Source organism: Streptomyces sp. Edi2 (genome assembly GCF_040253635.1).
Taxonomy (GTDB): domain Bacteria; phylum Actinomycetota; class Actinomycetes; order Streptomycetales; family Streptomycetaceae; genus Streptomyces.
In genome coordinates this window covers 69,037-83,533 of record NZ_JBEJGX010000001.1, presented here as the reverse complement: position 1 = coordinate 83,533, position 14,497 = coordinate 69,037, and the positions used below count along the sequence as shown (strand labels likewise).

Annotated in this window: 12 protein-coding genes and 2 tRNA genes; 10 read left to right on the top strand and 4 right to left on the bottom strand. The window is 69.1% G+C overall.

Going from position 1 to position 14,497, the window contains the following annotated elements; genetic code table 11:
* Positions 1 to 143: 143 nt before the first annotated feature.
* The gene (locus tag ABR737_RS00500) at positions 144 to 869 is read left to right on the top strand and encodes a Rok-like winged helix domain-containing protein (protein ID WP_350248138.1); all 726 of its coding nucleotides are present in this window, start codon (positions 144 to 146) and stop codon (positions 867 to 869) included.
* 510 nt (positions 870 to 1,379) lie between these two features.
* Here ABR737_RS00500 and ABR737_RS00495 read toward each other — a convergent pair.
* Complete coding sequence (locus tag ABR737_RS00495) at positions 1,380 to 2,270, bottom strand: hypothetical protein (RefSeq protein WP_350248137.1); 891 nt, start codon at positions 2,268 to 2,270, stop codon at positions 1,380 to 1,382.
* A 451-nt stretch (positions 2,271 to 2,721) separates the two neighbouring features.
* Between ABR737_RS00495 and ABR737_RS00490 the strand changes: the two genes are divergently transcribed.
* Both ABR737_RS00490 and ABR737_RS00485 read left to right on the top strand, forming a co-directional pair.
* Positions 2,722 to 5,640 (top strand): SCO1167/SCO6262 family helicase, encoded by a 2,919-nt coding sequence (locus ABR737_RS00490; protein ID WP_350248136.1) that lies wholly within the window; start codon positions 2,722 to 2,724, stop codon positions 5,638 to 5,640.
* Positions 5,637 to 6,929 carry an SWIM zinc finger family protein gene (locus tag ABR737_RS00485; RefSeq protein WP_350248135.1) on the top strand — a complete coding sequence of 431 codons (1,293 nt, stop codon included), beginning with the start codon at positions 5,637 to 5,639 and terminating at the stop codon, positions 6,927 to 6,929. The genes ABR737_RS00490 and ABR737_RS00485 overlap by 4 nt, the downstream gene beginning before the upstream one ends.
* A 264-nt stretch (positions 6,930 to 7,193) precedes the next feature.
* Here ABR737_RS00485 and ABR737_RS00480 read toward each other — a convergent pair whose 3' ends face one another.
* Entirely contained in the window at positions 7,194 to 8,420 is a 1,227-nt protein-coding gene (locus ABR737_RS00480; RefSeq protein ID WP_350248134.1) for an endonuclease domain-containing protein, read from the bottom strand.
* 562 nt (positions 8,421 to 8,982) lie between these two features.
* On the opposite strand from ABR737_RS00480, the gene ABR737_RS00475 reads away from it, so the two are divergent.
* On the top strand, positions 8,983 to 9,891 hold the full coding sequence (locus ABR737_RS00475; RefSeq protein ID WP_350248133.1) for a methyltransferase domain-containing protein: 909 nt from the start codon (positions 8,983 to 8,985) through the stop codon (positions 9,889 to 9,891).
* Positions 9,892 to 9,987: 96 nt separating this feature from the next.
* Here the strand turns inward: ABR737_RS00475 and ABR737_RS00470 are convergent, their stop codons facing one another.
* The gene (locus ABR737_RS00470; protein ID WP_350248132.1) at positions 9,988 to 10,455 is read right to left on the bottom strand and encodes a type II toxin-antitoxin system VapC family toxin; all 468 of its coding nucleotides are present in this window, start codon (positions 10,453 to 10,455) and stop codon (positions 9,988 to 9,990) included.
* Positions 10,452 to 10,730 carry a hypothetical protein gene (locus tag ABR737_RS00465; RefSeq protein WP_350248131.1) on the bottom strand — a complete coding sequence of 93 codons (279 nt, stop codon included), beginning with the start codon at positions 10,728 to 10,730 and terminating at the stop codon, positions 10,452 to 10,454. Before ABR737_RS00465 ends, ABR737_RS00470 begins: the two co-directional genes overlap by 4 nt.
* Before the next feature lie 981 nt (positions 10,731 to 11,711).
* On the opposite strand from ABR737_RS00465, the gene ABR737_RS00460 reads away from it, so the two are divergent.
* The 6 genes from ABR737_RS00460 (at position 11,712) to ABR737_RS00435 (ending at position 14,341) form a co-directional block, all read left to right on the top strand.
* A tRNA-Ala gene (locus tag ABR737_RS00460) sits at positions 11,712 to 11,788 on the top strand.
* 123 nt (positions 11,789 to 11,911) lie between these two features.
* Positions 11,912 to 11,983 (top strand) — tRNA-Arg (locus tag ABR737_RS00455).
* Between the two features lie 352 nt (positions 11,984 to 12,335).
* Entirely contained in the window at positions 12,336 to 12,590 is a 255-nt protein-coding gene (locus ABR737_RS00450) for a hypothetical protein (RefSeq protein ID WP_350248130.1), read from the top strand.
* Positions 12,591 to 12,645: 55 nt separating this feature from the next.
* Positions 12,646 to 13,071 carry a hypothetical protein gene (locus ABR737_RS00445; protein WP_350248129.1) on the top strand — a complete coding sequence of 142 codons (426 nt, stop codon included), beginning with the start codon at positions 12,646 to 12,648 and terminating at the stop codon, positions 13,069 to 13,071.
* Between the two features lie 255 nt (positions 13,072 to 13,326).
* Positions 13,327 to 13,812 (top strand): hypothetical protein, encoded by a 486-nt coding sequence (locus ABR737_RS00440; protein WP_350248128.1) that lies wholly within the window; start codon positions 13,327 to 13,329, stop codon positions 13,810 to 13,812.
* A gap of 211 nt (positions 13,813 to 14,023) precedes the next feature.
* The gene (locus ABR737_RS00435) at positions 14,024 to 14,341 is read left to right on the top strand and encodes a hypothetical protein (RefSeq protein WP_350248127.1); all 318 of its coding nucleotides are present in this window, start codon (positions 14,024 to 14,026) and stop codon (positions 14,339 to 14,341) included.
* Positions 14,342 to 14,497: the final 156 nt, after the last annotated feature.

Genomic DNA, 14,497 nt, shown 5'->3' with positions numbered 1-14,497 from the left:
TACCGCGACCCGGGCCGAGCCTACCTCTGGTACACCGGGCCAGACACTTCATCCGCGAAGCGGTCCCTGCGTGTAGGTGCAGCGGCCGGTTCCGTGCCTGTACCGTGACTGAAATCAGTTCGTCCAAGGTGAATGGGTTGCCCATGTCCGCAGTCATCCAGACCTCCCACTACCAAGAGAGCATTGACAAGCTCGAACAGGAATTGCCTGAACTGCAGGATCGCGAAGTCCGGCTGAGCGAAGAGCTCGAGAACGTGAAGAGGCGGAAGAACTCAGTCCAACAGGCGCTGGAGAGTCTGCGTGCCCTGACGGGCGAAGCCCCCATGGCGAAGCCCGCGGAGCCGGAAGCAGACACGGTTCCGCCCACCGATTCCGACCCAGTGGAAGCAACCACAGAGGACAAGAGCGTGGGCGAGGCTGGGCCGGAGCCCACGCCAACCGTTCAGACCGAGCAGTTGGTAGAGGAGACGGATACGCCAACGGCAGTCCCCCAGCAGCGCGCAGCGGCGAAGAAGGCCGTGAAGAACAACTCGTCCAAGAAGGCCCCCGCTGCAAAGAAGGCCGGGAAGAGGACTCCCGCCAAGAAGAGCGGCGTGAAGGCCACAACCTCGAAGCCAGCAGCCAAAAAGGCGGCCAGCGCGAAGAACTCAGCCAGTGACTCGCCTGCCAACCGTGGCGGAACGCTCATTGCACGCGCGGTGGAAGTCCTCAAGAAGTCCGGCGAGTCGATGAGCGTCCAGGAAATCAACGCTGCCCTGGGCCGAGAAGACAGCAACGGGCAAGTCGAATCTCTCCGCAACACCCTCAACCGGGCGACGAAGGACAAACTGGTGACACGCCCCGGCCGCGGTTCCTACGCCGCAGCCTGAACCTTCGAGCACCACAGATTGCGCTGGACGGCGGTGTGCCAATCTCCGGGCTCGTCACGTCGCAGATAGGGGGGCCTCAGCGCCGGGTGGGGCAGTAATGGCGGAGAACGCCCACAGGGAGTCAGCGTGGATGAGCCGGTCGTTCATGACAGCTGCGCCGCGCTTCCGTTGCCTGGGGGGCGTCGCCCCGGCCGGCGCCGATGGCCCGTTTTAGTCCAGCTGGCTGGAGCGCTGCACGCCTCCGGCTGCCCGTCATCCTCCTGACCGCCGTGCTGCCGCCTGATCCCCGCCACCGGCGTCTCTCAAGGTCTTTCGCCTGTTGACGGCTGGTTTGGCGGCCGTCGCCCTCGTGGTAGGCCGGGAGGGTGCACGCGGTCGCATGCTCGGCGGAGTCCACGTGGCCGCCGACGGCCAGCTGGGTGAAACGAAGGTCCAGGTTGTGGCCGGTGGGGTACGTCGCTGGCCGCCGAGCGCAGCCGGCAGTGTTCCAGGTTGAGTTCTGCGGCAGGTTCACGTATCGGAACGCGTCCGCATTCCCGAAGCGCCGGACCGTGAGGCAGCCCTCCCGATTCTCCGGGGCAGCAAGGCGGGCAAGCTGCTGGTGTGGTTGACGCTGTCGCCTTCCACGGCACGGCTGGCGGATGCCTGGCGGTCACACAGGCTGCACAAGCGACCTATGGGCTTCCCATCCACCGCCTCGTCGACCGCAGCTACCACGTACACGCCACACCATACGCACCGGATGTCGTGCCGCCGGATCCGTCGTGCGTAGGGAAGCCAGTCCTCCAAGGTGCACTGAACGGGGCTGGCATCGGCGAACTTGATATACACGAGGTTCGAGTTGTGCTCCAGCAGCTCACATCCTCGGACCTCCAGAGTCTCTCCGTTGATCTCCACTACATCGTCGGCCTTCGCCAGGCACGCCAGCCCAAATGATCGCGGGCCGTCGTAGAAGACCGTCGCGCTGCCCTGGCGGGTGGGCTGGTCCCGGTCCGCGCGAGGCGTCAGAGCGCTACCAGGGCAGTTGAACCTGACGCCCGTCTGGAGCTCGTGAGCGATCAGCTTGCCGTCGCTCCGCAGCGGCGCCATGTGGTTGCCGTAGCCGCACAGAGCACGGGGGCCGGTCCAGTCCGCGGGACCGTGGAACGGAGCCTCGACATCATCCTGGGCCGGACGACAGGAGGCGGGCTCGGTGGACTTGGGGCACTGCCGGTAGCTGCGTCCGGTGCCACGCACCTGGTCGGATGCGCACTGCTCGGCATCGGGCAGCGTCTCAAACGTGCCGACGAGCGTGGAGGCGATCCGGCAGGCGCAATTGACATGAACCGTCGTGATCTTGGAGATAGCGCAGTCTCCGGCTTTGCGATGGGCGCGGGTTGCCACGCGGATGGTGTCAGTCATTTGCCCCTCTTGGTCGGAAACTCGGGTCGTATCCCGACTGCTGCGACGCTCGCCCGCTGCGGAATCCCCCGCGGGTCGTGCGTCAGGTCGGGTTCCTCGACCCATCGAGGAATTTACTCACTAAGGCGCAGTGAGTCAAATATTAAGCGTCAATTAGGCGGAGGGGTGGTCAGCGTCTGCGTAGGCGCCAGGTCATGTCGTCGTGACTCGTGCGGGGGCGCAGGGCCGAAGGAGGACCTGCGGATGCCGGTGCGAGGGTCGTTGCCGAGGTGCGTGACGGTTTCCTTCGCGTGACCGCCCTGCTGCGCGACGGAGGGTGACTCGAAGGCGTTGGTCATTCGCCGTTCGGCGGCGGCCCGGCCCTGCGCCCCGCTACGCTCGGCGCGCGGTCGTCGTTGGCCGTGTGGTGGACACAGAGAGGCTGCAGTACGTGGTAACCGTTCCTCCGATCATGAAAACCCAGGACGGTGGGACCGCGCAGGGCAGCCCGACCGTGGTCACCCCGGCGCAGATGAGCGCACTGGCCGAGTGTGCCGCGGTGTTCGTGCCGGCTGATCCTCCCCGGACGGGCCATGTCGCGTTCTGGCGTCCGGACGGAACGGCTCCGCCGGGGGCTACCGACCGCCTGACGGTCGTGCGCTCCCACGGCGCTTCGGTACGCCGCCGGGAGGTGGCTGCCACCTTCGTGCCGGTGTCGCAGGCGTTGGCGGTTGTTTCCGAGGCGCGCCGGATGCCCGGTGCCGACCCGGTGGCCGCGTTCTGGGGCGCGGCCACCGTCCTCGCGCTGCGGCTGCTCGCCCGTGGGCGACTGCTACCTGGAGTCAGCCCTTCAGGGTTCGACGCGTGGCGGGTCGGGCCGTACGACAGCGAGGACGTGGCGCGGCTGCGGGAGTTGGCGGCCGCGATGCCGCCCGAGGCGAGGGCGGTCCCGCTAGAGGGCCGGGCAGCAGTGGAACTGCCGCAGGCCGAGCCGCTGGTGCGGGCCTTTGCCGATGCGGTCGCCGATGTGCTTGCCCGGACTCCGGCAGCCGCGGTCGCTGCGGGCGGTCAGGCATGGACCGCGACAGCGCCGCAGGCGGTGCCGCAGCAACGGCAGTGGGCGGCCGACGTCGCCTCCGGCCTGGACGTGGGAGTGGGCGTCTCGCTGCGTATCGAACTGCCCGAGGCGGGCGACGAGACGGGAGCGTGGGGCTGGGAGAGCGCCGATGCTGGCGGGGACGACGATGACGACTTGGACGCGGAGGGCCGGTTTAGGGCTGTAGTCCAGCTGCACCAGCTCGCCGACGGAGTGGTCGCCGATGCCCGCGACGTCTGGGCGGGGCGCTCGGCCGCTTCTGACCTGTTCGGCCCGGACGCCAGGGCGCAGACGCTGCTTGCCTTGCGCCGGGCCGCCCGTGCCTGGCCGCCGATGGGCCGCCTGCTGGAGGTGGCGGCCCCAGTTGAACTTCAGCTGTCCGACATCGAGCTGAGCGACCTGCTCGCTGAGGCGACGACTGCTTTGGCGGCGGCAGGCGTTCAGGTCCATTGGCCCAAGGAGCTGGCCCGGCAGCTGCTGGCCCGCGCGGTCGTTGAGCCGGCCGAGAAGACCACCTCGGACCTGCCGTCCCTGCTGTCCGCCGATGCTCTGCTGACCTTCCGCTGGCAGCTGACCCTCGGCGGCCGGGAACTCGATCCAGGCGAACTCGACCGGATCGCCGAGGCACAGCGGCCCATGGTGCGGCTGCGTGACCAGTGGGTGCTGCTCGACCCCGAGACCCTCGCCCGGGCCAGGGACCGCAAGACCCGCCAGCTCACGCCCGTTGAGGCGCTGGGAACCGTCCTGGCCGGCAGCGCGGACATCGACGGCGAGCAGGTGGAGGTCACCGCGCGGGGCTGGCTGGCGGGATTGAGAGAACGCCTCGCCGATCCTGAGGCAGCCACCCGTCGTACCGCCGTGCCGCACCCAGCCGGGCTGCGCGCCACCTTGCGCGACTATCAGGTGCGGGGCCTTACCTGGCTGCATCAGATGACGTCTTTGGGTCTTGGAGGCTGTCTCGCCGACGACATGGGCCTGGGCAAGACGATCACCCTCATCGCCCTGCACCTGCACCGTCAGAGCAACCCCGACACCAGCGGGCCGACCCTCGTGGTCTGCCCAACATCGTTGCTGGGCAACTGGGCCCGCGAGATCGAACGGTTCGCGCCCGGCACCCCCGTCACCCGCTACCACGGCACCAAACGCAGCCTGGACGGCACCCAAGAGGGCTTCGTGCTCACCACCTATGCCACCATGCGGATGCGGACCGTCGAACTCGCCCAGCCCTTCTGGGGGTTGGTCGTAGCTGATGAGGCGCAGCATGTGAAGAACCCGTTTTCCGCGACGGCGAAGGCCCTGCGCACGATGCGCACCTCAGCCCGGGTCGCCCTCACCGGGACGCCCGTCGAGAACAACCTGTCCGAGCTGTGGGCCCTGCTCGACTGGACGACCCCTGGACTCCTGGGCCCCTTGAAGACCTTCCGCCGACAGTACGCGCGTGGCGCCGAGAGCGGCGAGGATCCCCAAGCCGCCCGGCGCCTGGCCTCGCTGGTCGCCCCGTTCCTGCTGCGCCGCAGGAAGTCCGATCCAGGCATCGCCCCCGAACTGCCGTCCAAGACCGAGACCGACCACCCAGTCACTCTCACCAAAGAGCAGGTCGCCCTGTATCAGGCCGTGGTCCGCGAGACGATGGCCGCAATCCGGGAGAGCGACGGCATCGCCCGCCGCGGCCTCGTACTGAAGCTCCTCGCCGCGCTGAAGCAGATCTCCAACCACCCCGCACAATTCCTCAAAGAGAACGAGCCCGGCGGGAAGACGGCCGGCCGGTCCGGGAAGTTGGAGCTCCTTGACGAACTCCTGGACACCATCCTGGCGGAGGACCAGGCGGCCCTCGTCTTCTCCCAATACGCGACCATGGGCCGCCTCCTCGAACAGCACCTGGCCGGCCGGGGCGTCACGGCGCAGTTCCTGCACGGCGCCACCCCCGTCAGCCGGCGCGAGGAGATGGTGCGCCGCTTCCAGGACGGCGAGAGCCCCGTCTTCCTGCTCTCCCTCAAGGCCGCGGGAACCGGCCTCAACCTCACCCGCGCCGCCCACGTGATCCACTACGACCGCTGGTGGAACCCCGCCGTCGAGGAACAGGCCACAGACCGCGCCTACCGCATCGGCCAGACCCAGCCTGTGCAGGTCCACCGCCTGATTGCCGAGGGCACCGTGGAGGACCGGATCGCCGAACTTCTCCAGACCAAGCGGGCCCTGGCCGACGCGGTCCTCGGCAGTGGGGAAGCAGCGTTCACCGAGCTGAGCGACGCCGAGCTCGCCGACTTCGTCCGGCTAAGGGGGGCAGACCGATGAACCAGGCACCAGCCTCCGGGCACGACCGCGACCGCCGGCGGGTCTTCCCGCCACTGCCCACCGCTCGCGGCCGTCGCTCCTTCGCCGAGACCTGGTGGGGCAACGCCTGGGTCGACGCTCTGGAAGGTCCAGTCCGCTCGGCGACCGGACGCCTCGCCCGCGGACGCACCTACGCCCGCGCGGGCAACGTCGGCGAGATCACCGTCACCCCCGGCCGCGCCACCGCACGCGTCCAGGGCAGCCAGCCCGCCCCCTATCGCACCTCCATGGACGTCCCCCAACTGACGTCCACCGAATGGGACCTGCTGATCGACGCCACCGCAGCCCGCGCCGGACACCTCGCCGCCCTCCTGGACCGCGACATGCCGACCACCCTGACGGACGACGCCGCCCAGGCCGGCGTCTGCCTCCTGCCCGCACCCCGCGACCTGACCCCCCGCTGCTCCTGCCCCGACTGGGGCGACCCCTGCAAGCACGCCGCCGCCCTCTACTACCAGGTCGCCCGCCTCCTCGACCACGATCCCTTCGTCCTCCTGCTCCTGCGGGGACGCGGCGAGAGCGAGCTCATGGCCGAGCTGCACCGCCGCAACGCCGCCCAGGCCACCACCCCCGCCACACCGTCCCCACCAGCCGGGGTGCCCGCCCGCGACGTCTTCGCCGCCGCCCGCGCCGGGCTCCCGCCGCTGCCCGCACCACCACCAGCCGTCGACCACCCTGGCCCGGTGGCTCAGCTGACTAACGCCGCCGACCCCCCACCCGGACTGGACGTGGCCGCACTGGAATTCATGGCCGCCGACACCGCCACCCGCGCGGCCCACTTGCTGCACCAGGCCCTCCTGCCCCATGACCAGCATCCGCAGCCCCTCGCCCCGGTCACCCTCAGCGTCGCTGACGACCTCGTACGCCTCGCAGCAGCAAGACCCCCCACCGAGACCCTCACGCGGTTGTCCTTCGGCGGGCGCCGCACACCAGCCTCCCTCACCCGGGCAGCCCGCGCATGGCAGTACGGCGGGGCCAGGGCCCTGGCGATCCTGGACGAGCCGTGGGACCCGGATCCGGCCTACCTGAGCGCCGTACGCGAGGAGATCAAACAAGCCTGGGACGGCCAAGGGGCACCCGGAATACGCGTGACCAAGAGCTGGCTGACGCTGATCGGACACGACGCCCAACTGCGCCTGGGCACCGATGGACACCTCTGGTACCCCTACCGTAAGAAGCGCGGCGCTTGGTGGCCAGTCGGGTTCCCGCACAGGGACATCACGGCTGTGCTGAGCGAATTGCTCGACTAGGCAGACCCCCGCGCCCACAGCGCGCGGGCCCGTGGCGGCCGCCCGCCCCTGGTCTCTTGGAGTGGCCGGGGGACCGCGCCGCGGAGCCGCCGCCAGGCCGCCGACTGGGCTCCGGTTCACCCCTGCCACGCCCCGCTCGCCGGTACCGCCGAGCTCCGGCCGTCCGCACACGCGGCTCGAAGCCTTCGCCTGCCGCCATCCCACAGGGGTCGGCTCCGCCGGGGCCTGTCACCTTGCCACTATCCACGGCTCGACCGTCAGCTGCTACGCGGCTTTGGTTCCAGGTGGTTCGCTCTCTGGAGTGGTGAGGACCGTGTCGACAAAAGCCCTTACGAGCGCCGCGGCTTCACACGTTGTGATGCTGGCCGTCCACCGACGTACGGGCGTGTGCCAGTTGCATTCCAGCGCGTATCGGTGCACGCCGTGCGCATGGTCCAGTTCGCGGGTGTACGGCTGCCGGCTACAGCGCCCGTGCCGTTCGGTCTGTTCGACATGCGCCCGGCTCACGGCTATGTGGTACCGGTGCGGCAGGGTCCGCTGCTCGCGGCAGCCGCGGCATTCCAGGAGGTAGAGCACGCTCCCTTCCCGCTGTAGGAAGTTGTACGGGAAGCCCGTGCCTTCGCTGGTGTTGCAGCTGGCGCACAGCGGGCCGCGAACCTGATCGTGTTCGTGGCAGTGGTCCCACACCGACGCCCGGCGCTCCCCGCACAGCTGGCACAGGTAGTCGTCGGCCCGGGTCTTGCCCTGGCGGACCGATTCGTACGGTCTGCCGTTCAGATGGCCGGTGTATTGGCGGTAGGCCGCTCCAGAGCACGGCGGGCACATGGTGACGTAGCCCGTGCTGGTTGATGTCCGCCAGCCGCCCCAATACGGGCCCCGCGCCCCGCAGGAGGAGCAGATCCGGGCGAGGGCGACCAGCTCGTTCTCCCGCTGCTCCCAGCGGTCCATCAGCTCCGCGTAGGCCCGGGGCAGGAGCCAGTTCTCCTCGGACCAGGTCAGCAGTTGTAGCGGCAGGGTGCCGGCGATGCTCCAGTTTCTGGCCTCGACGAATTCCTCCCATGTCAGCCCGCCAGGTAGCCCGCTCTCACCGATCGCTTTCCAGTCCTCCCGCTCCTCGAAAGGGCGCTCGTGATGCTTGCGAAGGGCTAGGTCGAACATCCACGTCATCAGCTGGCGCCGCCACTCGGGGCGGCACCAGTCCTCCGGATCGCGTTCCCCGGCGTCGCGGTAGGCGGGCAACCGCACCTCAACGACGTCATCCAGGTCCAGGGGCACGTCCGCGAGGGTCCGGCCGGCGCGGCGGATGTCCCGCTCGTCATACCCCCAACGCCCCCTGTACTTGTAGCGGCGCAGCGCGACATCGCCGAAGAAGACGTGACCGTGCTGCTGGAACCTTCGCAGGCGGGTGAGTTCGTTAGGGGCCAGAGGCACCGCGGCGCTCTGCGTCAGGTCCGTGAAAATGGAGTGCGCGTAATCCGGGCTGATGATCATGGACGCAGCCTCAGTGTGTCGCCCTGTGGACACAGGCCGCCGACTGGCTCTGATCGCCCTGCCCGTGCTCCGGCCCAGGTCTACGGCCGCCGCTGCGCCCCGCCGCCCCGCGGCTACCGCCCCTCGCGCCACTCCGGCCGCACTAGTGTCACCGTCGTCTGACTACCTTCTCCGTCCCGACGCGCCGAGCTCGGTGGTCCGCCGGACTCCGGGCCGTACCGCTGCCCGGCCGTCGGCTCCCGGTCCACTGCGCGTGTGAGCGGCCGGCACGGCATCGGCGCCATGGAGGCCGACGAGTGCCCGAGGCCGGCCAGGCGGGCCGTGTTGGGCGGATGTCGCCGAATCCGTCCCATAGGGCGGGGCGCCTGTCTACCGTGGGTTGTACAAGACGTCGGACGGAGGCTGTATGCAGCGTCGTGGGGCGGGAGTTGTCAGGTATGGGGGCGACCGGCAGTCGGGCGACGGTCAGGTCGGCGGGGACTATTCGTCTCCAGGGGACCCAGGAAACGAGATGCCGCCGCCGGATCCAGATCCGGATCCGGACGACGAGGGGTAACACGCGATGGCGGTGACGGCGGAGATTCTGCGGCAGCGCTGCGCAGAGCAAATGGCCAGCAGCCCGCGCGGGTTCGGTGAGTGCGATTGGCTGCGTGATGCGTTCCTGGGCGTGCCGCGGGAGCGCTTCGTGCAGGACAAGGTGTGGTGGCAGACCCCGGGCGAGGACGGCCTGCACACCTTGCTCGACCGGACACAGCAGCCGCAGACCTGGCTCACGATGGTCTACGAGCCTGCGGTAGCGCTGATTACGCAGATGGACGACGGGGCGGTGCTTCCCAATAGTCGGGCGAAGGGGGCGCTCACCTCCAGCATCTCCGCCCCCGGAGTGATCGTCGAGTTGTTGCGGCACCTGGCGCTGCGGTCGGGCGACCGGGTGCTGGAGATCGGGACGGGCACCGGATACACGACAGCGCTGCTCGCCCACCGCGTCGGCGCCGCGGGAGTGGCGACGATCGAGATCGACGCTGAGCTGGCTGCCAGGGCCAAGGAACGGCTCGCCGCACTGGGGATTCATCCCGTCGTCATCGCGGGCGATGGTGAACTCGGCTATTCGGCCGGTGGGCCGTACGACCGCATCGTGGCTACCGCCTCAGTGCGCCGCATCCCGCAGGCGTGGCTGGACCAGCTGCGCCCCGGCGGGGTCCTGGTGGCACCGCTGGACTCTCCGTTCGGCTACGACTTGCTGGTGCGCCTCGAGGGCGATGGCCGCGGTACGGCGCGTGGGCGCGTCATGGAGCGAGTGACGTTCATGCGCGTGCGCGGCCAGCGGGAGCCGGTTCCCTACGCAGACCTCGGCTGGCCGGCCGGGGCGGATCCTGACGACTGGAGGGATCTGAGCATCGTCGCAGGCCCAGCAGGACAGCAGATCAGCCTGCCAGCGGCTGGCCAGCAAGACACCCAGCTGACCGTCTGAACACACAGGACGCAGCGCAGAATGGTTGCAGGGGCGCAACCACGGCTAGCAGTCCAGACTGCGGGCTCGATCCGTTTGTTTCCGCTGTTCAGGCGGCTAGCGCGGGGTGTGGATTGGGCCAGGGAGGGCTTCGAGTCGCCGTTCACTGCGTGTACGGGGGGCGAGTACATCCGTGTAGTGGTGGTCCATGGTCAGGATGGTGGGTCGGTTCAGTCTCCACGTCAGAGCGGCGTTGACGCAGTCGGTGAGCCCAAGCCGATGGCCCAAGTATGCGCGCATCAAATCCTCAGCCTCGCCGAGCAGTCGGCCGTCGACAGCGGGGATTTGGAGGGATCCCGTACGTGCGAGGGCGCCGATTCGGGTGACGGCCTCAACCGCGATGTGTTCGCCGGCACGGCCGGTGAGCAGGTGGTCGAGTTCGTCCAGGACGAGCGGGGATGTGATCAGGATGCGCGGGGCGGCGAGTGCTGTGACCGCGGCTTGGTGATGGTGGTCCTTCCGGTTGTAGGCGGCGAGCCACACGCAGGTATCAACAACGGCGATAGGCGGTGGCGCATCGGTCACCGGCCCAGCTCCTCACGGAGGAGTTCGTGAGCGTGAGCCGAGAGGTCGGCTGGGCCATCGAACAGTCCCCAGTCGTCTGGGGGCACAGTCTCGCCGACCGAGGCTGGGGGAATGCGCAGCGCCCCGGCGGCCCATTCAATGGCGAGGGCCTCAGGAGTCCGGCCGAGGACGGCGGCAAGGTCACGCAGCAGCGCAGCCTGGCTGCCGGTGACGGTGACGCTCGCGGTGATCTCGGTGTCGGGCTCAGGTGGTGTCTCTGCCGGTTGATCGGTCATGATGGGCGGTCTCCTCGGTGCGTGTACACCTATCGTGCCCGGTGTCGTCAGCCAGCGGGTGGAACTGGCAAATATCGACTCGGAAGACGGAGTTGTCCTGCTGGTGTTCGCAACGGCCTGTACGTAGCGAAGGGCCGCAGCCGCCTCACCCTGGGACGGAAGGTGACGTAGATCAGGGGTGCATCCACACCGTATTGCCGCGCCCGAGGTTACAGGCCACCTTTCCCCGGATACCTGTCCCTCGGCGCGTCGGCGTGCCCGGCGGTCAGTATGAGCCGCGAGCGAGTGCCGCGTCCCTGCTGCCGTTCCTCGCACACCAGGCCGGACGTGGCACGGCTCCGTCCGGGACAGTTGCTGTGCCGGCCCTCTGCCACGAAAGCCTGCAGGTCATCGAGGCCCGTCGGTGCTCCTGCTGTTCGCGGCAGCCGGGCCTTGCGCTACACCGCGCCGCCACGCGTACCCAGCCCCGCAGTTGCCTTGCCTGGCCGCGTTCCGGGCTGCTCAGGCCCCGGCCGTCGAGCTCCCCTGGGCCGCCGGCCGGGGCTCGCTCTGGCTCGGGCTGTGTCGTATGGCTGGTCAGCATGCGGGACGGACGGTTCCCTTTCCTCCCCGACGTGCCGCTGTTCCCCTGGCTGCGGGCCTGCTGTCATAGCTGGTGGGGGGAGTTGTCTGGAGTTGTTCGGTGGCGCTCTCTGTCCTCGCGCCGGATCCGGCCGACGCTGCGGCTCCGCCTCTGGCCGCCGCCCCGTGTCTCGTGGGACTGCACTGGAGTGCGTGCCGGACCGCCGCTGTGCTGACCGCTCATGCCGAGCGTGTGCCTCCCCAGCCATACGCCGAGGCGACCTGCCTGAGTTGGCGTACCTCGCGCAGGCATGTTTGGGTTGCGGCTCACACACTCCTCATGTAATATCTTAAGCGTCAGGGGGGTTGATCGGCCTCACTGACGCTGGACAGCAAGGAGCGGCCGATCCGCGGTGTCCGGCAGGTCTGTAGCTCAGCTAGGTAGAGCATCCTCCACGCCGGGGGAAGGTCAGGGGTTCGATTCCCCTCGGATCGCGAAGTGTTGGTGTGTGCCCCTCCAGAGGCCCGGCCCCGTTGAGAGGCACACACCAACACGCTATATCGGACCCGGTCGGCTGATCGTTGGTCGGGTGGAAGGAGGGGGCTTTCCCATTTCTTCTGGAGCTGTGGTGCTGTTGGGTAGCACGCCCCCGACGAGGGGGAAGAGCGGGTTCGATTCCCGCCGGCTCACGCGAGGGACCCCCCGGTCTGGCTATGGGATGGGCGCCGAAAGGCTCCATGGGGGTGCGCGGTCCTCGGACCGTCGGAGAGGCCAGATGTTCGCAGTCGAGGGGGCGCCCTCGGCTTGCTACGCAGGGCCCGGGACGCCGGGCCACAACCTGACCTGGAGACCGAGGTCTGAGTCCTCGCAGAGGCGTGGCCCAGAGCCCGGTGCCCAGGGCAGGTCGTTCTCCGCTGGTGTAGTTGGCAGCATGCTCGGCCGGGCCGCCCCCGCGTCGGGGGGCGCGGTTCGAGTCCGCGGCGGAGAGCCACCTGTGAACTGGTACGCCGCTCCGCCCCTTCCCTTCTTGTGAGGACATACCCGTGATCCAGCACAATGCGGACCCGCACGTAACCTTCCTCGGCGTCGAGCAGGGCATCAACAACTACGTCGTGCGCAACGGCAAAGTCCTCACCGGCTCGACGTGGGGCACGTACGAGGGCGTCACCGCTTCCCTGCGCTACCGCGCCCAGCTCCCCGACACCCCCAAGTGCATCCCACAGCAGCGGTTCTGGTGGGAGCTGCGCGACATCTACACCGGCGACCTGATCTACACCCCCGACCGCTTCACCCGGTAGCCCGATTCCCCCACCCGTCGTCGACCACCACGACCCACTCGCTTGGAGAATACGCATGCGGCCTCAGCAGATTCTCTCGATGCCCATTCATGACCCGGGCTTCCGTCCCGACCTCGACGGCCGCGCCGTCCATGCACGACAGGCCGCGGCCAACAACGAGCCCTACTACACCAGCATGGAACCGGCTGCCGCCCACGACGTAGCCTCTGGTCAGCAAACGCTTCACGTGCGCTCCGCGCAGGGCAGCGGCGACAGCCGTCGGGAGTTCTTCGTCGTAGGTAGGCCCGAGGGCGGCGGCTACCAAGTGTGGCATGTCGAACCGGCCCCTGATGACCCTTCCGAACGCCAGGAGCTCTACGAATCGCTCGGGTTGGAAGCTGAGGACGCATGGGGCGGCGTCAGCTCCCATTTCGCTACGACGGCGTGCGAGGCGGCGGAGCTGGCGCGCCGTGCGTACTCGATTGTGGCGGGGCTTGGCTGAGCGGCCTCGTCCGCTGCTCCGTCGTCCCGGCAAAACGCCGCACCGACGAAGCCCCTTATCCAATGGCGAGGGTCAGGCACAAGAGGGTGCCTGCGGCCTGCAACGTCATCGGCCACAGACATGGGCGCACTCCTGCCTGTTGGGCCCGATACCAAGCTCGCGCTGCCACTGTGCAAGGGCCGCCGGTCCCGCCAGGCTCGCGCCTGCGCCGCCCGTGGGCCCGTATCCACAGGCCCGCTGTTTCAGGATCGGCACATGTCTGCTGACCGAGAGTTTCAGATTGCGTCGTATCAGAATCAGCATGGCGGGAACGCCCCACCCAACTCCCAGCAGGGCGTGCAGTCGTACCCGCCGGATCCCTATACCGTCGGACAACACCAGCCCTTGCTCATGCCGGGATCGGTGCGTGTCGCGCGCGTGTTGGCGTACGTCGCCGCAGGGCTCGCCGCGCTCGGTACGGTGGTCGCCGGAGTAATGGCGGGCCCCGGGGCGGCGGGTGCCGTGCTGGGCGCTGCGATGCCGGTCATCGGCGTCTTCATCTGCGCGTTGCGTTTCGCCAGGTCCGGGCCGTGGGCGAGGGTGACTGCGATCGTCTGCGCATCGTTCTTGATCCTTTTCGGTCTGGGCGCCCTGGGGCGGGGTGTTCCAACCGGGATCGTCTGGCTCGGGTTGGGGATCGCAATCGCGGCGGCGCTCGCCCCACGCCGGTCGGGTGACTGGTTCCGCCGACCACGGAGCTGACCGCGGCTTTTACGCAGTTCTGGCCGAGACGCTGGTACTCACTGTCAGCGCCTCGGTCGCTTCAGTCGCTCAGACACCGAGGAGCGGCACCCCCCGGCACTCAAAGATCCGCGCGCGCCCTCGTCCGCCAGGGCCCACGCTCCACGCGTGGCGCCCTCGCCCCGTCCCAGCCCGGTCCGTGTGGCTGATCTGCCCGAGAGGAAGACCACCGGTGACGACCCATTCGCCCGCAGCTCCCGCCGCCCCGGCGACCTCCTGCCCCGTCGGCCCGCGGCCGTGCTACTGGGTCGAGGAGACGGACGGCAGCCGCTGGATGGTGCCCGGCTGCCTCGCACGCGCCCTGGACCCTGACGCCGGCTCGTGCACCTGCCTGCCCCTGCACGAGCAGTTGGAGGCGATGCGAGCCGAACTCGCCGCCGCGCACGGCGCATACGCGGGCTTGAGGCACTGGCACGACCAGGTCCTGGCGGCTGTCCATGGCCACGTCGACGGCCGCCGGATCATGCGGGAGGCTGCACGGGTTATGTGACCGGCCGACCCCGTCTCGTCGGTGCTCCCACCAGAACGCTGCGCCGCGGGCGGTGCCCTGATCGGCGAGGCGGACGTAGGCGGGGTGCTGGCAGTCGGATCCGGCCGCGGCATTCGTCGTCGAGCTGGGTGTCGGCCGGCCCGTCCCGTCCCCGCG